Below are 17,060 nucleotides of genomic sequence, written 5' to 3' on the forward strand. Positions count from 1 at the left end.
TAGGATGGGTAGGTCCAATCTCCATCATGAAACGGGTTCGACGACTCATGTCCGCCATAACCCGCGATGAGGTCGCTCACCTCGCCCGGCTGTCCCGGCTGGCACTGGCCGACGACGAGCTCGACCACTTCGCCGCCCAGCTCGACCAGATCGTCGGCGCCGTCGCCCGCGTCGCGGAGGTGGCGGCCGACGACATCCCGCCGTCCTCGCACGCGCTTCCGCTGACCAACGTGTTCCGGCCCGACGACGTACGGCCCGGCCTCTCGCCCGAGGGCGCCCTGTCCGGCGCGCCCGCGGTGGAGGACGACCGCTTCCGCGTGCCGCGGATCCTCGGGGAGGAAGAATGAGTCTGATTCGCAAGACCGCCGCCGAGCTCGGCGCGCTGGTCGCCTCCCGAGAGGTCACCGCCGTCGAGGTCGCCCAGGCCCACCTCGACCGGATCGCCGAGGTCGACGGCCAGGTCAACGCCTTCCTGCACGTCGACGCCGAGTCCGCGCTGGCACAGGCCCGCGCGGTCGACGAGCGCCTCGCCGGGGGCGAGACGCTCGGCCCGCTCGCCGGGGTGCCGGTCGCGCACAAGGACGTGTTCACCACGACCGGCATGCCGACGACCGCCGGCTCGAAGATCCTCGAAGGCTGGCGCCCGCCGTACGACGCGACCGTGACCCGCCGCCTGCGCGAGGCCGGCCTGGTGATCCTCGGCAAGACCAACCTGGACGAGTTCGCCATGGGGTCGTCCACGGAGAACTCGGCGTACGGTCCGACGCGCAACCCCTGGGACCTGGACAGGATCCCGGGCGGTTCGTCGGGCGGCTCGTCGGCCGCGGTGTCCGCCTACGAGGCGCCGCTGTCCACCGGCACCGACACCGGCGGCTCGATCCGCCAGCCCGCCGCGGTCACCGGCATCGTCGGAATGAAGCCGACGTACGGCGGCTCGTCCCGCTACGGGCTGATCGCGTTCGCGTCCTCGCTCGACACGCCCGGGCCGTTCGCCCGCAACGTGCTCGACGCGGCGCTGCTGCACGAGGCGTTCTCCGGCCACGACCCGCTCGACTCGACCTCGATCGACGCGCCGGTCCCGCCGGTCGTGGAGGCCGCGCGCCAGGCCGACGTGGCGGGCATGCGGGTCGGCGTGGTCAAGGAGTTCGGCGGGGAGGGCTACCAGCCCGGCGTCCTCGCCCGGTTCCAGGAGGCCGTCGACCTGCTGGAGTCGCTCGGCGCCAAGGTCGTCGAGGTCTCCTGCCCGACCTTCTCCTACGCGCTGCCCGCGTACTACCTGATCGCGCCGTCGGAGTGCTCGTCCAACCTGGCCCGTTTCGACGCCATGCGGTACGGCCTGCGCGTCGGCGACGACGGCACCCGCAGCGCCGAGGAGGTCATGGCGCTCACCCGGGCGGCCGGCTTCGGGCCCGAGGTCAAGCGGCGCATCATGCTCGGCACGTACGCCCTCTCGTCGGGCTACTACGACGCCTACTACGGGCAGGCCCAGAAGGTCCGCACGCTGATCATGCGGGACTTCGAGGCGGCCTTCCAGCAGGTGGACGTGCTGGTCTCGCCGACCACGCCGACCACGGCGTTCCCGATCGGGGAGCGGGCCGACGACCCGATGGCGATGTACCTCGCCGACCTGTGCACGATCCCGACCAACCTGGCCGGCAACGCGGCGATCTCGGTGCCCTGCGGCCTCGCCGACGAGGACGGCCTGCCGGTCGGACTGCAGGTCATGGCCCCGGTCCTGGCCGACGACCGCTGCTACCGGGTCGGCGCGGCCGTGGAGAAGGCCTACGAGAGCCGGTGGGGCGGCCCGCTGCTGTCCCGCGCGCCCGCGCTCTAGTCGCCGAGGGGAGGGGAACGGCGGCATGATCACCCGCATCGAGATCGACGGCTTCAAGTCGTTCGAGAACTTCGCGCTCGACCTGCCGCCGTTCCTCGTGCTCATCGGCACCAACGCCAGCGGCAAATCGAATCTGCTGGACGCTGTGACGTTCGTTGCCACCACCGCGACGCGTGGAGTGGACGCCGCGGTGGCCGAGGTCCGGGGAGACCCCCGAGGGCTGTTCCGCAGGCGCGGTGACGGAAACCGGGTGGACCGGATGAGATTCGCCCTGGAGATCCTCCTGCCGGGCAGACTGAGTCATCTGTGTCGCTATGAGCTGGACCTCGTCTGGGCTGAGCCCGTAGGTGCGATCGAGGGGATCGTCGCGGAGCGGCAGCGGATCGTGAGGCTGGGGCCGGAGAGCTCGCTGCGTTGGGCGTCCGCGGTCGGAGTCGCCGCGGAAGGACTGCGCCCCTGGCCGGTCCCGCTCAAGGCCGGACATGTCATTGACCTGACCGGCATGCCACCCGTCATCGGGTCAGGAGCCACCAAGCCGGAACAGGCTCGCGCCGAATTGGAGAATCTGGCGAACACCCTCCTCCACTCGCCGTCCCGGCCGGGAACGGACGTGGAGCGGGCGGACGAGACCATTCTCGCCGGAGTGTGGCAGGAGCTGAATCTCGTCCGGTTCCTCCATCTGGAGGCTGGCGCGTTGCGTCGCACCAGTGAGTTGGGCGGTCCCTCGCGGATGGACGCGACCGGGCGCGATCTGCCCAACTACCTGCGATCCCTGATGCTGAGGACCGCGTCGGACAACCGGCCACTGGGTGTGGTGGGCGACATCAAGATGCATCTCACCGGACTGGTCCGGGAGATCAGCGACTTTACGGTCGACAAGGACGACCGCCGAAGGGACGTGCGGCTGGAGTTCTTCTCGCCCTACGAGCAGCGGCTCGATGCCGAGTTCGCCTCCGACGGGACGCTCCGTATGCTGGCGATCCTGGCCTCGCTGCACGACGACGGAGTGGTGGCCGTAGAAGAGCCCGAGAACGGTGTGTTCCCGGAGCGGCTGCGGCAGCTACTCAACCTCGCACGCGGGCTCGTGACCGATCTCCGGCAGTCTGTGGAAGACGACGGCCGCGACAATACCGCTTGGCATCGACAGGCGATCTTCACGAGTCATTCGCCGGTCGTGCTCGACGCGGTGCCGTACGAGAACATCGCGTTCCTCGACATGACGACGGTCATCGAGGACGGGGTGCCCAGCCGGGTGAGCCGGGTGCGACGGTTGCGGGAGGACGCCGGTCCTGTGCGCGTGGCGGGCGAGCGGTGGCCGCGCGTCACGGACTCGGAGCTCGACAGGTTCCGGGCCGGAGTCGAGGAGCCGGTCTGATGCGGAGCCTGAGCTGCGTGCTGATCAGGGAGGGGCCGTCGGATGACTGGTTCCTGCCGATTCTGCTGCGCCGGGCCCTGGAGGAGCTCGTGATCGAGAGCTTCCCGGCCTGCCGGGAGGTGCAGGAGGTACGCAGCCTGCCGAAAGCGGGCAACCAGAGTCCTGAGCCCGTGCTCGCGGCGCTGGAGCGGGAGCGGGGCACCTTCGACGTGGTTCTGTACCACCACGACGGCGCCCCACCGGCGAAGTCGGGTCCTGTGCTGGAGCGGATGCGGCAGACTTGGCGGGCGAGTGACTTCACCGAGCCTCTGGTGGCCGTCGTCCCGATGAGGGAGACCGAGGCCTGGCTGCTCGCGGACCAGGCGGCTCTCGTCAGGGCGCTCAGTGTGCGCAAGCTCGGCCAGGCGCCTGTTTCGGGACCGGAGGTCGAGTCTTGCCCCGATCCCAAGGCGGTCGTCGAGACCCTGCTGCGGGACGAGGCCGGGATCAACCCTAGGAAGACCGGAGTGCTCCGGAACTTCTACGTGTCGGTGGCGGAGAACGCCGGAATCGGCGAACTGCGGAAGGTCCCGGCCTTCCGGCAATGGTGGAATGACATGATCGAAGCATTGGAAGGACTGGGTTACCAGCATGGCTGATACCGCGACGCTCATGCCGTACGACGAGGCGCTGGAGCGCTTCGAGCCGGTGCTGGGGCTGGAGACGCACGTCGAGCTGGGCACCGACTCGAAGATGTTCTGCGGCTGCCCGACGACCTTCGGCGCACCGCCGAACACGCATGTCTGCCCGGTGTGCCTGGCACTGCCCGGCTCGCTGCCGACGGCCAACGAGAAGGCCATCGAGTCGACGATCCGGATCGGCCTCGCGCTGAACTGCAGCATCGCGAAGTGGTGCCGGTTCGCCCGGAAGAACTACTTCTATCCGGACATGCCGAAGAACTACCAGATCAGCCAGTACGACGAGCCGCTGTGCACGGACGGCTATCTGGACGTCGAGGTGGACGGCAAGATCGTCCGCGTGGAGATCGAGCGGGTGCACCTGGAGGAGGACACCGGCAAGTCCACCCACGTCGGCGGAGCGACCGGGCGGATCCACGGCGCCGACTACTCGATCGTCGACTACAACCGGGCCGGCATCCCGCTCGTCGAGATCGTGACCAAGCCGATCGCGGGCACCGACCGGCTCGCCCCCGAGGTCGCCCGCGCGTACGTCACCGAACTGCGCGAGGTGATGCGCTCGCTCGGCGTGTCCGACGTGCGGATGGAGCAGGGTTCGCTGCGCTGCGACGTGAACGTCTCGCTGATGCCGCGCGGCTCGGCCGAGTGGGGCACCCGTACGGAGACCAAGAACGTCAACTCGCTGCGCAGCGTCGAGCGGGCGGTGCGGGGCGAGATCGAGCGCCAGGCGGCCATCCTCGCCGGGGGCGGGCGGATCGTGCAGGAGACCCGCCACTTCCACGAGGACACCGGGCAGACGACCTCCGGACGGTCGAAGGAGGAGGCGCAGGACTACCGCTACTTCCCCGAGCCCGACCTGCTGCCTATCGCGCCCGACCCGGCCTGGGTCGAGTCGCTGAAGGCCGCACTGCCCGAGCTGCCGTCGGCGCGGCGCACGCGGCTCCAGCAGGAGTGGGGCGTGTCCGACCTCGACATGGCCGCCATGCACAACGCCGACGCGATCGACCTGGTCGAGGCGACGGTGGCCGCGGGCGCTCCCGCCGCCGACGCGCGCAAGTGGTGGATGGGCGAGCTGGCCCGGCGGGCCAACGAGTCGGCCACGGCGCTCGCCGACCTGCCGATCACCCCGGCGCAGGTCGCCCGGGTGACCGAGCTGGTGGCCTCCGGCGCCCTGAACGACAAGCTGGCCCGCCAGGTGCTGGAGGGCGTGCTCCTCGGCGAGGGCGGCCCGGACGAGGTCGTGGAGAAGCGCGGGCTCCAGGTCGTGAGCGACGAGGGCGAGCTGTCGGCGATCATCGACCAGGTGCTGGCGGACAACGCCGACGCCGCCGAGAAGGTGCGCGGCGGGAAGATCGCGGCCGTGGGCGCGCTGGTCGGCGGCGTGATGAAGGCCAGCCGGGGCAAGGCGGACGCGGGCCGGGCCCGTGAGCTGATCCTGGAGAAGCTCGGCGTCCAGGGCTAGGAGAACGCCTGGCGAGTGCCGCCCTCTCGGGCGAGGCGCCGCCGGGGCCATCCGCAGCAGGGGCGTGAGGACGGCCGGCCACGGTTCCGCGTGGCCGGCCGTCGGGCTGCCCCGGCCGGTCTGGGGACCGGAATGCCTGGTTTGTGACGGGGTGTGAATTTGCCTGTCGTGCCGGGGAAGGCCGGATGCTGCCAGGCAACGCGCGGAAGGTGTTGCTTTGGGACATATCCAGCAGAGTGTGTTTTAGGGTTAACTGATCGGAGTTGACCTTGAGCTGGAGGAGACCGAGGCGTGCGCAACGCCGGAGCGTCCGTCGACCCGCCTGCGGATCCGTCCGGGGCGTCCGTCGACCCGCCTGCGGATCCGCCCGGGGCGGCGTCCGCTCCTCCGCGTAAACATCCGGTGCGCCGCGTCGCCTCGCTGCCCCGCGGGGTCTCGGCCCTTCCCCGGGGTGTGTCGGCCGACATCTTCGCGGAACCCTCCGCTCCCGCCGTCCCGGCCGCGGCCAAGCCGTCCGGCGTCGGGAGCATCCCGCCGCCGGCTCCGCCGGTCGAGCCGTGGCGGGTGCCGGAGCGCCCGGTGCGCGAGGACCCCGTCGTCGTCCCGCCGCAGGACCTCGGCGACCTGCTCGACCCCGTTCCCCGGAGTCGTACGCTCCGCCGTGCGCTGATCGGCCTGGCGGCGCTGCTCCTGGCGCTCTATCTCGTGCCGGCCGTTTCCATGGCGGGGAAGGTCCTGCCCGGCACCACGGTGCTCGGCGTCGACATCGGCGGGCAGAGCACGACCGAGGCCGTCGCCACGCTGCGCGAACGGTTGTACGCCCAGACGAGGACTCCGCTGATCGTGCGGCAGGGCAACCGGCGCCTCACCGTCGACCCGGTGCAGGCCGGTCTCACGCTCGACGCCGAGGCCACGGTCCGCGCCGCGCAGGCGGGCTTCCCCAGCCCGCCGGAGGTGTGGAGCGCGCTGACCGGCAGCCGTGAGGTACGGCCCGTCGTGTCGGTGGACCGGCGCAAACTCGACGAGACGGTGGCCAGGACCATCGTCGCGCCGCTGGAGAACCCGAGGCGTGAGGGCGACGTCTCGTTCGACGGGGTCACCCCGGTCCCGACCTATCCGCGACCAGGCAGGGTCGTCGACGCGAAGGCGACGGCCGACCAGATCGTCAGGGGGTACCTCGCCCCGGAGGTCGTGGTCGTGGTGCCCACGATGCGGGATCTGCCGCACATCACCCGTGCCGAGGTGCGGCGCGCCCTGGGCTGGGCGGGCCGGGCGGTGGCCGCGCCCCTGACCCTGACCAACGGGACCGCTTCCGTCAGCCTGTCGCCGGCCACACTGGCGCGGCACCTGACGTTCGCGCCCGAAGGCGTGGTCCTGCGGCCGCGGTTCGACGCCGAGGCGGCGATCGCCGGTGTCGAGCCCGCGCTGGTCGGTCACGCGCGGGTGGCCCGCGACGCCACCTTCACGATCAAGGGCGGGCGTCCGGTCCTGGTGCCCGGCAGGCCGGGCGACCGGGTGGACACCGACCGCCTCGCCGCCGACGTGCTCACCGCCCTCGACCGCGGCAGCCGTACGGTCGCCGTGCAGGTCGTGCACGGGCCGCCGCGGGTCACCGACGACGCCGCGCGGCGGATGGGTATCCGGGAGGAGGCCGGCGGCTTCACCACCTCCTACGCCTGCTGCGCCCGGAGCGCGGGCAACATCCGCGCCGCCGCGGCGCTCCTCGACGGCCACCTGGTGGAACCGGGGGAGACGTTCTCGTTCAACGAGGTCGTCGGCCCGCGCACCGCGGCCGCGGGATTCGACGGCATCGGCCCCACGGTGATCCACGGCGGGGCCGGCACCGACGCGACAGGGATGACACAGGTCGCGACCACCATGATGAACGCGGTGGTCCGCGCCGGGCTGCGGGTCATCGAGCACACCCCGCCCGAGGTCCACGCCTCTCACCTGCCGGTCGGCACCGAGGCCGCGGTGTCCTTCCCCGGCCCCGACCTGCGCTGGAAGAACGACTCGCCGTACGGCGTGCTCGTCCAGGCGTCGGCCGACGGCACGTCGCTGACCGTGACGCTGTGGAGCACCAAGCGGTACGACGTGGACCTGCAGGACCCGGTCGTCGCCCAGCGGGTGGCGCTGCCTCCGGTGATCCGTCAGGGACCCGGCTGCATGGCGGCGCAGGGGCAGCCCGGCTTCACCGCCATGGTGACGCGCGTGCTGCGGCAGGAGGGCGAGGTGGTCTCCCGGCAGACCTTCCGCGCCTCCTACCGCCCCCAGGCCGGGGTCGTCTGCCGCTCCGGCTGATCAGGACGAGGTCCGCACCACCAGGATCCGGTCGTCGCCGTCCTTCGGAGAGCCCCGCCCGTCCCGGTTGCTGGTGCTCACCCACAGCGTGCCGTCGGGAGCGGCGGCCACCGCGCGCAGCCTGCCGTACTCGCCGGAGTACAGCGCGGCGGGCCGGCCGGCGCGGCCGGAGGCGTCCACCGGGACCCGCCACAGCCGCTCGCCGCGCAGCGCGGCGGCCCACAGCGCCCCCCGGGCGTACGCGAGGCCGGACGGCGACGCCTCGGAGGTCGGCCAGGTGAGCAGCGGATCGGTGTACTCGGACCGGCCGCCCACCCCCTCGACCTCCGGCCACCCGTAGTTGTGGCCCTTCTCGATGAGGTTGATCTCGTCGTAGGTGTTCTGGCCGAACTCGGTGGCGTACATGTGCCCCCGGTCGTCCCAGGCGAGGCCCTGCACGTTGCGGTGACCGTAGGACCACACCAGCGTGCCGAAGGGGTTGCCCGGGGCGGGGCCGCCGTCCGTCGTCATCCGCAGGATCTTGCCGCCCAGTGAGTTCCTGTCCTGGGCCATGCCGCGTTCGCCGGTCTCCCCGGTCGAGGCGTACAGGTAGCCGTCGGGGCCGAAGGCGAGGCGGCCCCCGTTGTGGATGCCTCCCTTGGGGATCCCGCTGACGATCACCTTCCGGTCCGAGAGCCGCCCGTCGTAGCGGTAGCGGACGATCCGGTTGTCGTCCCCCGCCGTGAAGTAGACGAAGACGAAGCGGTCGGTGGCGTAACGGGGTGAGACGGCCACGCCCAGCAGGCCGCCCTCGCCGCTCGCCGACACCCCCTCGATCACGCCGGCCTCGCGGACCTCGCCGCGCGGTGTGACCCGCAGCAACCGCGCCGAATCACGCTCGGTCACCAGCGCGTCGCCGCCGGGCAGGAACGCGATCGCCCAGGGCACCGCCAGTCCGGTGACCAGCGTGCGCGGCCGGGCCGGGGTGACGTCCATCTCACCGCCATCCGTGGCGCCGCTCGTGGCGCCGCTCGTGGCGGGGAGCGGCGGGGGAGTCCTGCCCCCGCCCGCACCGCCCGCACCGCCCGGCGCGCACGCCGTGGCCGCCGTCATAAGCGCCGCCGACGAAAGGGCCGCCGCCAGGAGCGTGCTGCCCGTGCCATGCCTGTCCGCCATCCCCGATGACCTCCTCACGTACCCATACTCGCGGGCGGGGGCGCAGGTTCCCTAGGTTGTTCCTCGTGAAGATCTGGGTCGCCTCACAGGACATCGCCGACGCCCTCTCCGAGCTCCCCGAAGGGCTCCCTGCCCTCGACTGCGCGGTGTACGACGGAAGGACGCCGCCGCCCGGCCCGCCGGAGGAGGTGGAGATCTGGGTGCCTCCGCTGGTCCCGGTGCCGGACACCCCCGCCCTGCTGGGCCGCATGACCAACCTCCGCCTGCTGCAGACCGTGACGGCGGGGGTTGAGCCCTACCTGCCGCACGTGCCGCCGAAGGCGGTCCTGTGCAACGCCCGCGGCGTCCACGACGCGGGCACGGCCGAGTGGGCCGTGGGCGCGATGGTCGCGGTGCTGCGGGAGTTCCCGGGCTTCGCGGCCGCGCAGGCCAGGCGCGAGTGGGCCTACCACCACACCGGTGTCCTCGCCGACTCCACCGTGCTGATCGTCGGCTACGGCTCGATCGGCGAGGCGCTCGAACGGCGTCTGGCCGGGTTCGAGGTGGAGATCGTGCGGGTGGCGCGCACGGCCCGGGACGGCGTCCACAGCGAGGACGAGTTGCCGGCGCTGCTGCCCGCCGCCGACGTGGTCGTGCTGCTGGTGCCCGCCACGGCCGGGACGGCCGGGCTGGTCGACGCCCGGTTCCTCGCCCGGATGAAGGACGGCGCGCTGCTGGTGAACGCCGCCCGCGGATCGGTCGTGGACACCGACGCGCTGCTGGCCGAGCTGCGGTCGGGCAGGCTGCTGGCGGCGCTCGACGTCGCCCCCGTCGAACCGCTGCCGTCCGATCACCCGCTCTGGACCGCTCCGGGGGTCTTCATCACCCCGCACGTCGCCGGCAGCACGCCCGCGTCCGTACGGCGTATGCGGAGACTCGTGCGGGAACAGGTCGTGCGTCATCTGACGGGCCGTCCACTCGCTAACATGATCACCGGGCATTACTGACCGCTCCATTAAGGATTCCGGAACGTGGCTGCCTCGTGACCTGGGGTGCGTACGCTGAAGCTCAGCGTGCGCGGCTGGTTATCAGATCGGTGACGACTCGCCCGTTGTCCCCCTCTCGATCAGCGGCTGTGCGCACACTGGCAATGTGACAGGGAGAGTAAAGCCGAGTCGAGAACGGGAGGGGCAGTGACGGCACACCCCACCGGATCCGGCGACGCTGAAACGACTCCGGCCTCCGCCGAAATCCCGGAGGACACGACGGCCGGTGGTGAAGCGGCGACAGGTGTAGAGGCGACGCGCGTGAACGTCAGGCGTGACCCCCGGGTCCCAGTCACCACCGCTGCCGGGCTCGGCGCGGTGGCGGTCGTCGTGGCCCTGATCACCGGAGGCTCGGCGCCGGTCGTGACCGCGATCGCGGGGGTCGTCACCGGCCTGCTCGCGGCCACCTCGCTGATCATGGCCGCCACCCGCGTCGTCCCTGCCCACCGGCGCCAGCCCGGCGCCTGGCGCTGGATGGCCGCCGGGTCGCTGACCTGGCTCCTCGGCGTCGGCCTGCGGCCCGTGGCGGACGGCACGCCGTTCGTGCTCACGTTCGCCGACCTGCTCATGCTCGTCGGCTCCGTGCTGCTCGCGATCGGCTGTGGGCTGTCGGTGAAACCACCCGCGTTCACGCGCGGGGTGATACGCCAGGCCGCCGACGCCTACCTGGGCGCGGCGTCGGTCTTCGCCGTGGCCTGGGTCGCCGTGCTCGGCCCGGCGTTCAGGAGGGCGGAGGACACCGGCGCGTTCTTCGTCGCGCTCGCGCTGCCCGTGGTCTGCCTGCTCGCGACCTGTGCGGTGACACCGGCCGTGGTCGCGTCGCGGTCGGGCAACCGGGTGGTCGGGCTCACCGGCGTCGGGGTGCTCACCGCGATAACGGTCGCGGAGATGGCGACGGCCCTCGCCCGTCTCGGCGGCGACACCCCGCCGCTCGCGGCCGGGCTCGTCGTCCCGGCGATGCTGCTCGTCCTCGCGGTCACGCCGTGGGTGCAGGAGGTCCGGCCGGTCAGGCCGCTGCCCGCCGCGCTGACGGCCGCCACCCCGTTGGTGCTCGTCGCCGCCGCCACCGTGATCGCCACCTTGTACGTGCTGGGCAGCAGCCGCGACGCCGCCCTGGCGGTCGTGGCCGCCTCGGTCGTCCTCGTCCTGCTCGGCCGGCTGTTCGTGCTCCTCGTCGAGACCGCGGGCATGCGCCGCCTCGTCGACGTCGGCGAGCAGCAACTGCGCAGGCTCGCCGAGAACACCGGCGACGTCGTGCTCGTGTGCGACCCCGGCGGGGTCGTCCAGGAGGTCGGCCCCGGCCTCGAGACGACGTACGGCTACCGCCCCGAGGACCTCGCCTTCCGGCCGATCTTCGACTACATCCACCCCGAGGACCTGCCGGCCGTACAGGCCCTGCTCGACCGCATGACGGACGAGGACGACGGGCCCGAGCAGGAGGGCGGCACCCGGATCTCCTGCCGGTTCCGGGCCTCCGACGGCACCTGGCGGCCCACGGAGTCCGTCGCCGCCCGCCACGTACGCGACGACGACCTCGTCCTGGTCACGATCCGCGACATCAGCGACCAGGTGGCCCTGCGCAACCAGGTCACCCACCTGACCTTCCACGACGGGGTCACCGGGCTGCCCAACCGGGCCTACCTCGAGGAACGCGCCCGCGACGTGCTCACCCGCCGCGGTGCCGGCGGGACCGCGGTCATCTTCCTGGACCTCGACGGCTTCACCTCCGTCAACGACTCCGTGGGCCACGCCAGCGGCGATCACCTGCTCGGCCAGGCCGCCCGCCGCCTGCGCTCGGCCGTACGGGCCGACGACACCCTCGCCCGGTGGGGCGGGGACGAGTTCGCGGTGCTGCTGGAGGGCGGCGCGTCCGGCGGCACCGACGCGCAGACCGCCATCGACCTGGCCGAACGGCTGGTCCGCGCGGTCTCCAACGAGCCGTTCCGGGTGGCGGACCGGGACATCGCGCTGACGGCCAGCGTCGGCGTGGCGTTCGCCGAGGAGGACCTGCCCCCCGGAGACCTGCTGCGCAACGCCGACGTGGCGATGTCGCGGGCCAAGGAGCTCGGCGGGCGCCGCGTGGAGGTGTTCGCCACCCACATGCACGCCGACGTGCTGCGCCGCCTGGAGATCGCCTCCGACCTGCAGCGGGCGCTGCTGGAGAACCAGTTCGCGATCGAGTACCAGCCCGTGGTCGACCTGGCCACGTCGCAGGTGACCGCCGTGGAGGCACTGGTGCGCTGGTGGCGGGGCGGCACGTTCGTACCGCCGGAGCAGTTCCTCGGGGCCGCCGAGGACACCGGGATCATCGTGCCGCTCAGCGAGTGGATCCTGCGCGAGGCGTGCCGTGAGGTCGCCGCCTGGCGCGCGTCGTCCTGGGACATCGGGCTGGCGCTGAACCTGTCCGCGCGGCAGATCATGGCCCCGCGTTTCGTGGAGACCGTGGCCGAGGCGCTGAGCGAGAGCGGACTGCCCGCCAGCGTGCTGACCCTCGAGGTCATCGAGGAGATGCTGGTCGACGACGCCGGGGACATGATCAGCAGGCTGTCGGAGCTGAGGGCCCTCGGCGTACGGCTGGCCATAGACGACTTCGGCACCGGCTACGCGTCGCTCGCGTTCCTGCGCCAGCTGCCGGTCGACATGATCAAGATCGACCCGTCGTTCGTCTCCGGGCTCGGCCGCGACGACACGCTGACCCTGCTGACGAAGACGATCGTGCAACTCGGCAACGACCTCGGCCTGATCGTCGTCGCCGAGGGCATCGAGCGTCCGGAGCAACTCGACCTGCTGCGCAAGATGGGCTGCACGCGTGGCCAGGGCTACCTGGTGGCCCGTCCCATGACCGCACGCGGCGTCGACTCCCTGATGCCCACCACCACCCTCCAGAACACCGCCTAGTGCGGTGACCGGGAAGGTTTACCGGGTTTGCTCGCCAGTCGACGTAGTCAACTGAGCGCAGAGCGATGGCGAGACGCATGACAAGTAAGCCCAGACAGCCCGAACCTTGAGGTTGCCACGAACATCTAAATGCACATGATGAAGACCTTTGCCCTGGGCCTGGTGGCCATGGCAGTCACAGGAGCGCTGCTGACCCATCCAGCCGAGGCGTCCGTCAGGCAGTACACCCACCCCTGCCAGGGCGTCAGCCACTGCAAGGACGAGAAGACTGACGGTGAGGCGTGGATGGTCATGACGCCGAAGAAGAACTGGAAGAAGGTCATCTACCGCTTCCACCACCTCACCAAGCAGGCGCGCTCCGTCTGCGGCGGCGGCAGCGGCAGCCACACTGGCAAGAAGCTGCACATTGCGATGATCCTCACGGCCCCCCGCAGCTCCGAGAGTAAGATCGTCCAGATCGAGGCCTCGGGACGCACCCCCCGGAAATACTGCTTCTAGCCTCTGTGAACGCCAGATCATTTATCACCTGGGCGGACCGGCGGCGCGCTCCTCCGGCTCGCTCGGGGTTCCCGGGACGGCGGAGGGGCACCGGTGGCATAGCCTGGGGAGTCCGTTGTGGGTGTCTTGGATGGCGAGACGGGCGTCCCAGATGATTTGACGCGGAGGCGGTCCATCGGACATCGTGTAGCCATGCATAGCGGTGGGATTCTCGTAGTACTTCGCAGGCGCGCAGCCTGACGAAGCACTCGGTCCTGCGCGCGCCCCAGCTCCGCACAGCGGATGGGGCATTTTTTATGCCAGGAGTCACGCCAAGCAGCCCAGCCACAGCAAGCTCAGCCACAAGGAACGAGCCGATGACCGAGAAAATGACAGGTGCCCAGGCCCTCGTGCGGGCGCTGGAGCAGGTCGGGGTCGAGACGGTGTTCGGGATCCCGGGCGGCGCCATCCTCCCCGCCTACGATCCCCTCTACGACTCGACCAAGGTTCGGCACGTGCTTGTACGGCACGAGCAGGGTGCCGGCCACGCGGCCGAGGGCTACGCGCAGGCGACCGGCAGGGTCGGTGTCTGCATGGCCACCAGCGGTCCGGGGGCGACCAACCTGGTCACCCCGATCGCGGACGCCTACATGGACTCGGTGCCGATCGTCGCGATCACCGGCCAGGTCGCCACGCCGCTGATCGGGACCGACGCCTTCCAGGAAGCCGACATCTCCGGCATCACGATGCCGATCACCAAGCACAACTTCCTGGTCACCAAGGCCGAGGACATCCCGCGGACCATCGCCGAGGCGTTCCACGTCGCCGCCACCGGCCGCCCCGGCCCGGTCCTCGTGGACATCGCCAAGGACGCCCTGCAGGCCACGACCACCTTCTCCTGGCCGCCGGTCATGCAGCTGCCCGGCTACCGCCCGGTCACCCGGCCGCACTCCAAGCAGATCCGCGAGGCCGCCCGGCTGATGAGCGAGGCGAAGCGGCCGGTGTTCTACGTCGGCGGCGGCGTGCACAAGGCCCGGGCCGCGGCCGAGCTGCTGGAGCTGGCCGAGCTGACCGGCATCCCGGTCGTCACCACCCTCATGGCGCGGGGCACCTTCCCCGACAGCCACCCGCAGCACATGGGTATGCCCGGCATGCACGGCAGCGTGTCCGCGGTCGGCGCCCTGCAGCGCTCGGACCTGCTGATCGCGCTCGGCACCCGGTTCGACGACCGGGTCACCGGGCAGCTGTCCAGCTTCGCGCCGCACGCCAAGGTGATCCACGCCGACATCGACCCGGCGGAAATCTCCAAGAACCGGCACGCGGACGTGCCGATCGTGGGCGACTGCCGCGAGGTGATCGGCGACCTGATCACCGCTGTGCGGACCGAGCAGGCCGAGGGCCGCAAGGGCGACTACGCCGAGTGGTGGCGGATCCTGAACGGCTACAAGGAGACCTACCCGCTGGGCTACGAGGAGTTCGCCGACGGGTCGCTGGCCCCGCAGTACGTGATCGAGCGGCTCAGCGCGCTGGTGGGCCCGGACGCGATCTACACCGCGGGCGTGGGCCAGCACCAGATGTGGGCCGCGCAGTTCATCAGGTACGAGAACCCCGGGACGTTCATCAACTCCGGCGGGGCCGGCACGATGGGCTTCTCGGTTCCGGCCGCCATGGGCGCCAAGATGGGCTGCCCGGACAAGGTCGTGTGGGCGATAGACGGCGACGGCTGTTTCCAGATGACCAACCAGGAGCTGGCCACCTGCGCCATCGAGGGTGTGCCGATCAAGGTCGCCGTCATCAACAACGGCAACCTCGGCATGGTCCGCCAGTGGCAGACGCTGTTCTACGACGAGCGTTACTCCAACACCGACCTGCAGCGCGTCAAGCGAATTCCGGACTTCGTGAAGCTCGCTGAGGCGTACGGTTGTGTCGGCCTGCGGTGTGAGCGTCCGGAGGACGTGGACGAGACCATCCGCAAGGCCATGGAGATCAACGACGTGCCGGTCGTGGTGGACTTCGTCGTGCACCAGGACGCCATGGTCTGGCCGATGGTCGCCGCCGGCACCAGCAACGACGACATCAAGTACGCCCGTGACATGGCGCCGAACTGGGAGGGCGGAGAATGAGCCCCGCCCGAAGCGACAACGACCAGCAGTGCGAGGAGAGGGCATGAGCGAGCGCAGCGAGCGAATCAGTGAGCACAGCGTCTGGCGAATGCCACTCCGGGCCGAAGGCGAGGAGAGGGCATGAGCCGCCACACGCTGTCCGTTTTGGTGGAGAACAAGCCGGGCGTGCTGGCCCGGGTCGCCGCCCTGTTCAGCCGGCGCGGGTTCAACATCGACTCGCTGGCCGTCGGACCCACCGAGCACGACGACATCTCGCGGATGACCATCGTCGTGAACGTGGAGGACCTCCCGCTGGAGCAGGTCACCAAGCAGCTCAACAAGCTGGTCAACGTCATCAAGATCGTCGAGCTCGACAACAGCCAGTCGGTGCAGCGCGAGCTGATGTTGATCAAGGTGCGGACCGACTCCGAGAGCCGGTCCCACGTCCTCGAACTCGTGAACCTCTTCCGGGCGCGCTGCGTGGACGTGGCCCCGGACGCGGTCACGATCGAGGTCACCGGGACGACCGACAAGCTGGAGGCGTTCGTCCGGGTCCTTGAGCCGTACGGCATCAAGGAGCTCGTGCAGTCGGGCATGGTGGCCATCGGCCGCGGTGCCCGTTCCATCACCGACCGCTCGCTTCGCGCCCTCGACCGCAGCGCATAGCTCCTATGGCAGGCACGTCGCGACGGACAACCCGTGAAAGGCAAGCAAGTGACTGAGATCTTCTACGACGACGACGCCGACCTGTCGATCATCCAGGGCCGCCACGTCGCGGTTCTGGGGTACGGCAGCCAGGGCCACGCCCACGCGCTGAGCCTGCGCGACTCGGGTGTGGACGTCCGGGTCGGCCTGCCCGAGGGCTCCAAGAGCCGGGAGAAGGCCGAGGCGGACGGGCTGCGCGTGCTGTCGCCGGGCGAGGCCGTCGAGGAGGCCGACCTCACGATGATCCTCGCGCCGGACCACATCCAGCGGCACCTGTACGCCGAGCACGTCGCGCCGAACCTCGTCGAGGGCGACGCGCTGTTCTTCGGTCACGGTCTGAACATCCGCTACGGCCTCATCGAGGCCCCGGCGGGCGTCGACGTCGCGATGGTGGCGCCGAAGGGCCCGGGTCACCTGGTCCGCCGTCAGTACGCCGCCGGCCGTGGCGTGCCCTGCCTGGTCGCCGTCGAGCGTGACGCCACCGGCAGCGCCTGGCCGCTCGTGCTGTCGTACGCCAAGGGCATCGGCGGCACCCGCGCCGGGGCGCTGAAGACCACCTTCACCGAGGAGACCGAGACCGACCTGTTCGGCGAGCAGGCCGTGCTGTGCGGCGGCGTCTCCGAGCTGATCAAGGCCGGGTTCGAGACGCTGATCGAGGCCGGGTACCAGCCGGAGGTCGCGTACTTCGAGTGCCTCCACGAGATGAAGCTCATCGTGGACCTGATGTACGAGGGCGGCGTCTCCAAGATGTACTGGTCGGTCTCCGACACCGCGGAGTACGGCGGCTACACCCGTGGCCCGCGCGTGGTCAACGAGGAGACCAAGAAGGAGATGCGCCGCATCCTGGACGAGATCCAGGACGGCCGCTTCGCCCGTGAGCTGGTCGAGGAGTTCGACTCCGGCCAGACCAACTTCAAGCGCCACCGCGAGGAGCTGGCGGTCCACCCGATCGAGCAGACCGGTGCCAAGCTCCGCCCGATGATGAGCTGGCTCAAGGGCGAGCAGGCCTGACGCTCGCGAACGCCTGCGTGACCGCGGCGCCGCGCCCT

General features: G+C 70.9%; 13 protein-coding genes. 12 read left to right on the forward strand and 1 reads right to left on the reverse strand.

Annotated elements, in window-relative coordinates; all coding sequences use genetic code 11:
- Positions 1 to 47 precede the first annotated feature (47 nt).
- The 6 genes from gatC to HHX41_RS41745 all read left to right on the forward strand — a co-directional run bounded on the left by gatC (position 48) and on the right by HHX41_RS41745 (position 7,649).
- The gene (gene gatC / locus HHX41_RS14540) at positions 48 to 347 is read left to right on the forward strand and encodes an Asp-tRNA(Asn)/Glu-tRNA(Gln) amidotransferase subunit GatC (RefSeq protein ID WP_169984232.1); all 300 of its coding nucleotides are present in this window, start codon (positions 48 to 50) and stop codon (positions 345 to 347) included.
- Positions 344 to 1,834, forward strand: a complete 1,491-nt coding sequence (gene gatA, locus HHX41_RS14545) for an Asp-tRNA(Asn)/Glu-tRNA(Gln) amidotransferase subunit GatA (protein ID WP_182906402.1) — start codon at positions 344 to 346, stop codon at positions 1,832 to 1,834. Before gatC ends, gatA begins: the two co-directional genes overlap by 4 nt.
- A 25-nt stretch (positions 1,835 to 1,859) precedes the next feature.
- A complete protein-coding gene (locus HHX41_RS14550) occupies positions 1,860 to 3,209 on the forward strand; it encodes an AAA family ATPase (protein WP_182906403.1) in 1,350 nt (449 codons plus the stop codon).
- Positions 3,209 to 3,847, forward strand: coding sequence for a DUF4276 family protein (locus HHX41_RS14555; protein ID WP_182906404.1), 639 nt, complete (start codon positions 3,209 to 3,211; stop codon positions 3,845 to 3,847). Before HHX41_RS14550 ends, HHX41_RS14555 begins: the two co-directional genes overlap by 1 nt.
- Complete coding sequence (gatB, locus tag HHX41_RS14560; protein ID WP_169984228.1) at positions 3,840 to 5,348, forward strand: Asp-tRNA(Asn)/Glu-tRNA(Gln) amidotransferase subunit GatB; 1,509 nt, start codon at positions 3,840 to 3,842, stop codon at positions 5,346 to 5,348. The genes HHX41_RS14555 and gatB overlap by 8 nt, the downstream gene beginning before the upstream one ends.
- Before the next feature lie 291 nt (positions 5,349 to 5,639).
- Positions 5,640 to 7,649 (forward strand): VanW family protein, encoded by a 2,010-nt coding sequence (locus tag HHX41_RS41745; protein WP_182906405.1) that lies wholly within the window; start codon positions 5,640 to 5,642, stop codon positions 7,647 to 7,649.
- On the opposite strand, the gene HHX41_RS14570 is transcribed toward HHX41_RS41745, so the two are convergent.
- The gene (locus tag HHX41_RS14570) at positions 7,650 to 8,804 is read right to left on the reverse strand and encodes a sorbosone dehydrogenase family protein (protein ID WP_259400970.1); all 1,155 of its coding nucleotides are present in this window, start codon (positions 8,802 to 8,804) and stop codon (positions 7,650 to 7,652) included.
- Positions 8,805 to 8,869: 65 nt separating this feature from the next.
- On the opposite strand from HHX41_RS14570, the gene HHX41_RS14575 reads away from it, so the two are divergent.
- The 6 genes from HHX41_RS14575 to ilvC all read left to right on the forward strand — a co-directional run bounded on the left by HHX41_RS14575 (position 8,870) and on the right by ilvC (position 17,022).
- The gene (locus tag HHX41_RS14575; protein WP_310741991.1) at positions 8,870 to 9,790 is read left to right on the forward strand and encodes a 2-hydroxyacid dehydrogenase; all 921 of its coding nucleotides are present in this window, start codon (positions 8,870 to 8,872) and stop codon (positions 9,788 to 9,790) included.
- A 300-nt stretch (positions 9,791 to 10,090) separates the two neighbouring features.
- Positions 10,091 to 12,727 carry an EAL domain-containing protein gene (locus HHX41_RS14580; RefSeq protein ID WP_310741992.1) on the forward strand — a complete coding sequence of 879 codons (2,637 nt, stop codon included), beginning with the start codon at positions 10,091 to 10,093 and terminating at the stop codon, positions 12,725 to 12,727.
- A gap of 135 nt (positions 12,728 to 12,862) precedes the next feature.
- Positions 12,863 to 13,225 (forward strand): hypothetical protein, encoded by a 363-nt coding sequence (locus HHX41_RS14585; protein ID WP_182906408.1) that lies wholly within the window; start codon positions 12,863 to 12,865, stop codon positions 13,223 to 13,225.
- A gap of 296 nt (positions 13,226 to 13,521) precedes the next feature.
- The gene (locus HHX41_RS14590) at positions 13,522 to 15,327 is read left to right on the forward strand and encodes an acetolactate synthase large subunit (RefSeq protein WP_182906409.1); all 1,806 of its coding nucleotides are present in this window, start codon (positions 13,522 to 13,524) and stop codon (positions 15,325 to 15,327) included.
- Between the two features lie 120 nt (positions 15,328 to 15,447).
- Positions 15,448 to 15,972 (forward strand): acetolactate synthase small subunit, encoded by a 525-nt coding sequence (gene ilvN, locus HHX41_RS14595; RefSeq protein WP_030506098.1) that lies wholly within the window; start codon positions 15,448 to 15,450, stop codon positions 15,970 to 15,972.
- Between the two features lie 57 nt (positions 15,973 to 16,029).
- The gene (gene ilvC, locus HHX41_RS14600; RefSeq protein ID WP_169984330.1) at positions 16,030 to 17,022 is read left to right on the forward strand and encodes a ketol-acid reductoisomerase; all 993 of its coding nucleotides are present in this window, start codon (positions 16,030 to 16,032) and stop codon (positions 17,020 to 17,022) included.
- Positions 17,023 to 17,060: the final 38 nt, after the last annotated feature.

Origin of the sequence: Microbispora sp. H13382 (assembly GCF_014161445.1) — a bacterium.
GTDB lineage: Bacteria > Actinomycetota > Actinomycetes > Streptosporangiales > Streptosporangiaceae > Microbispora.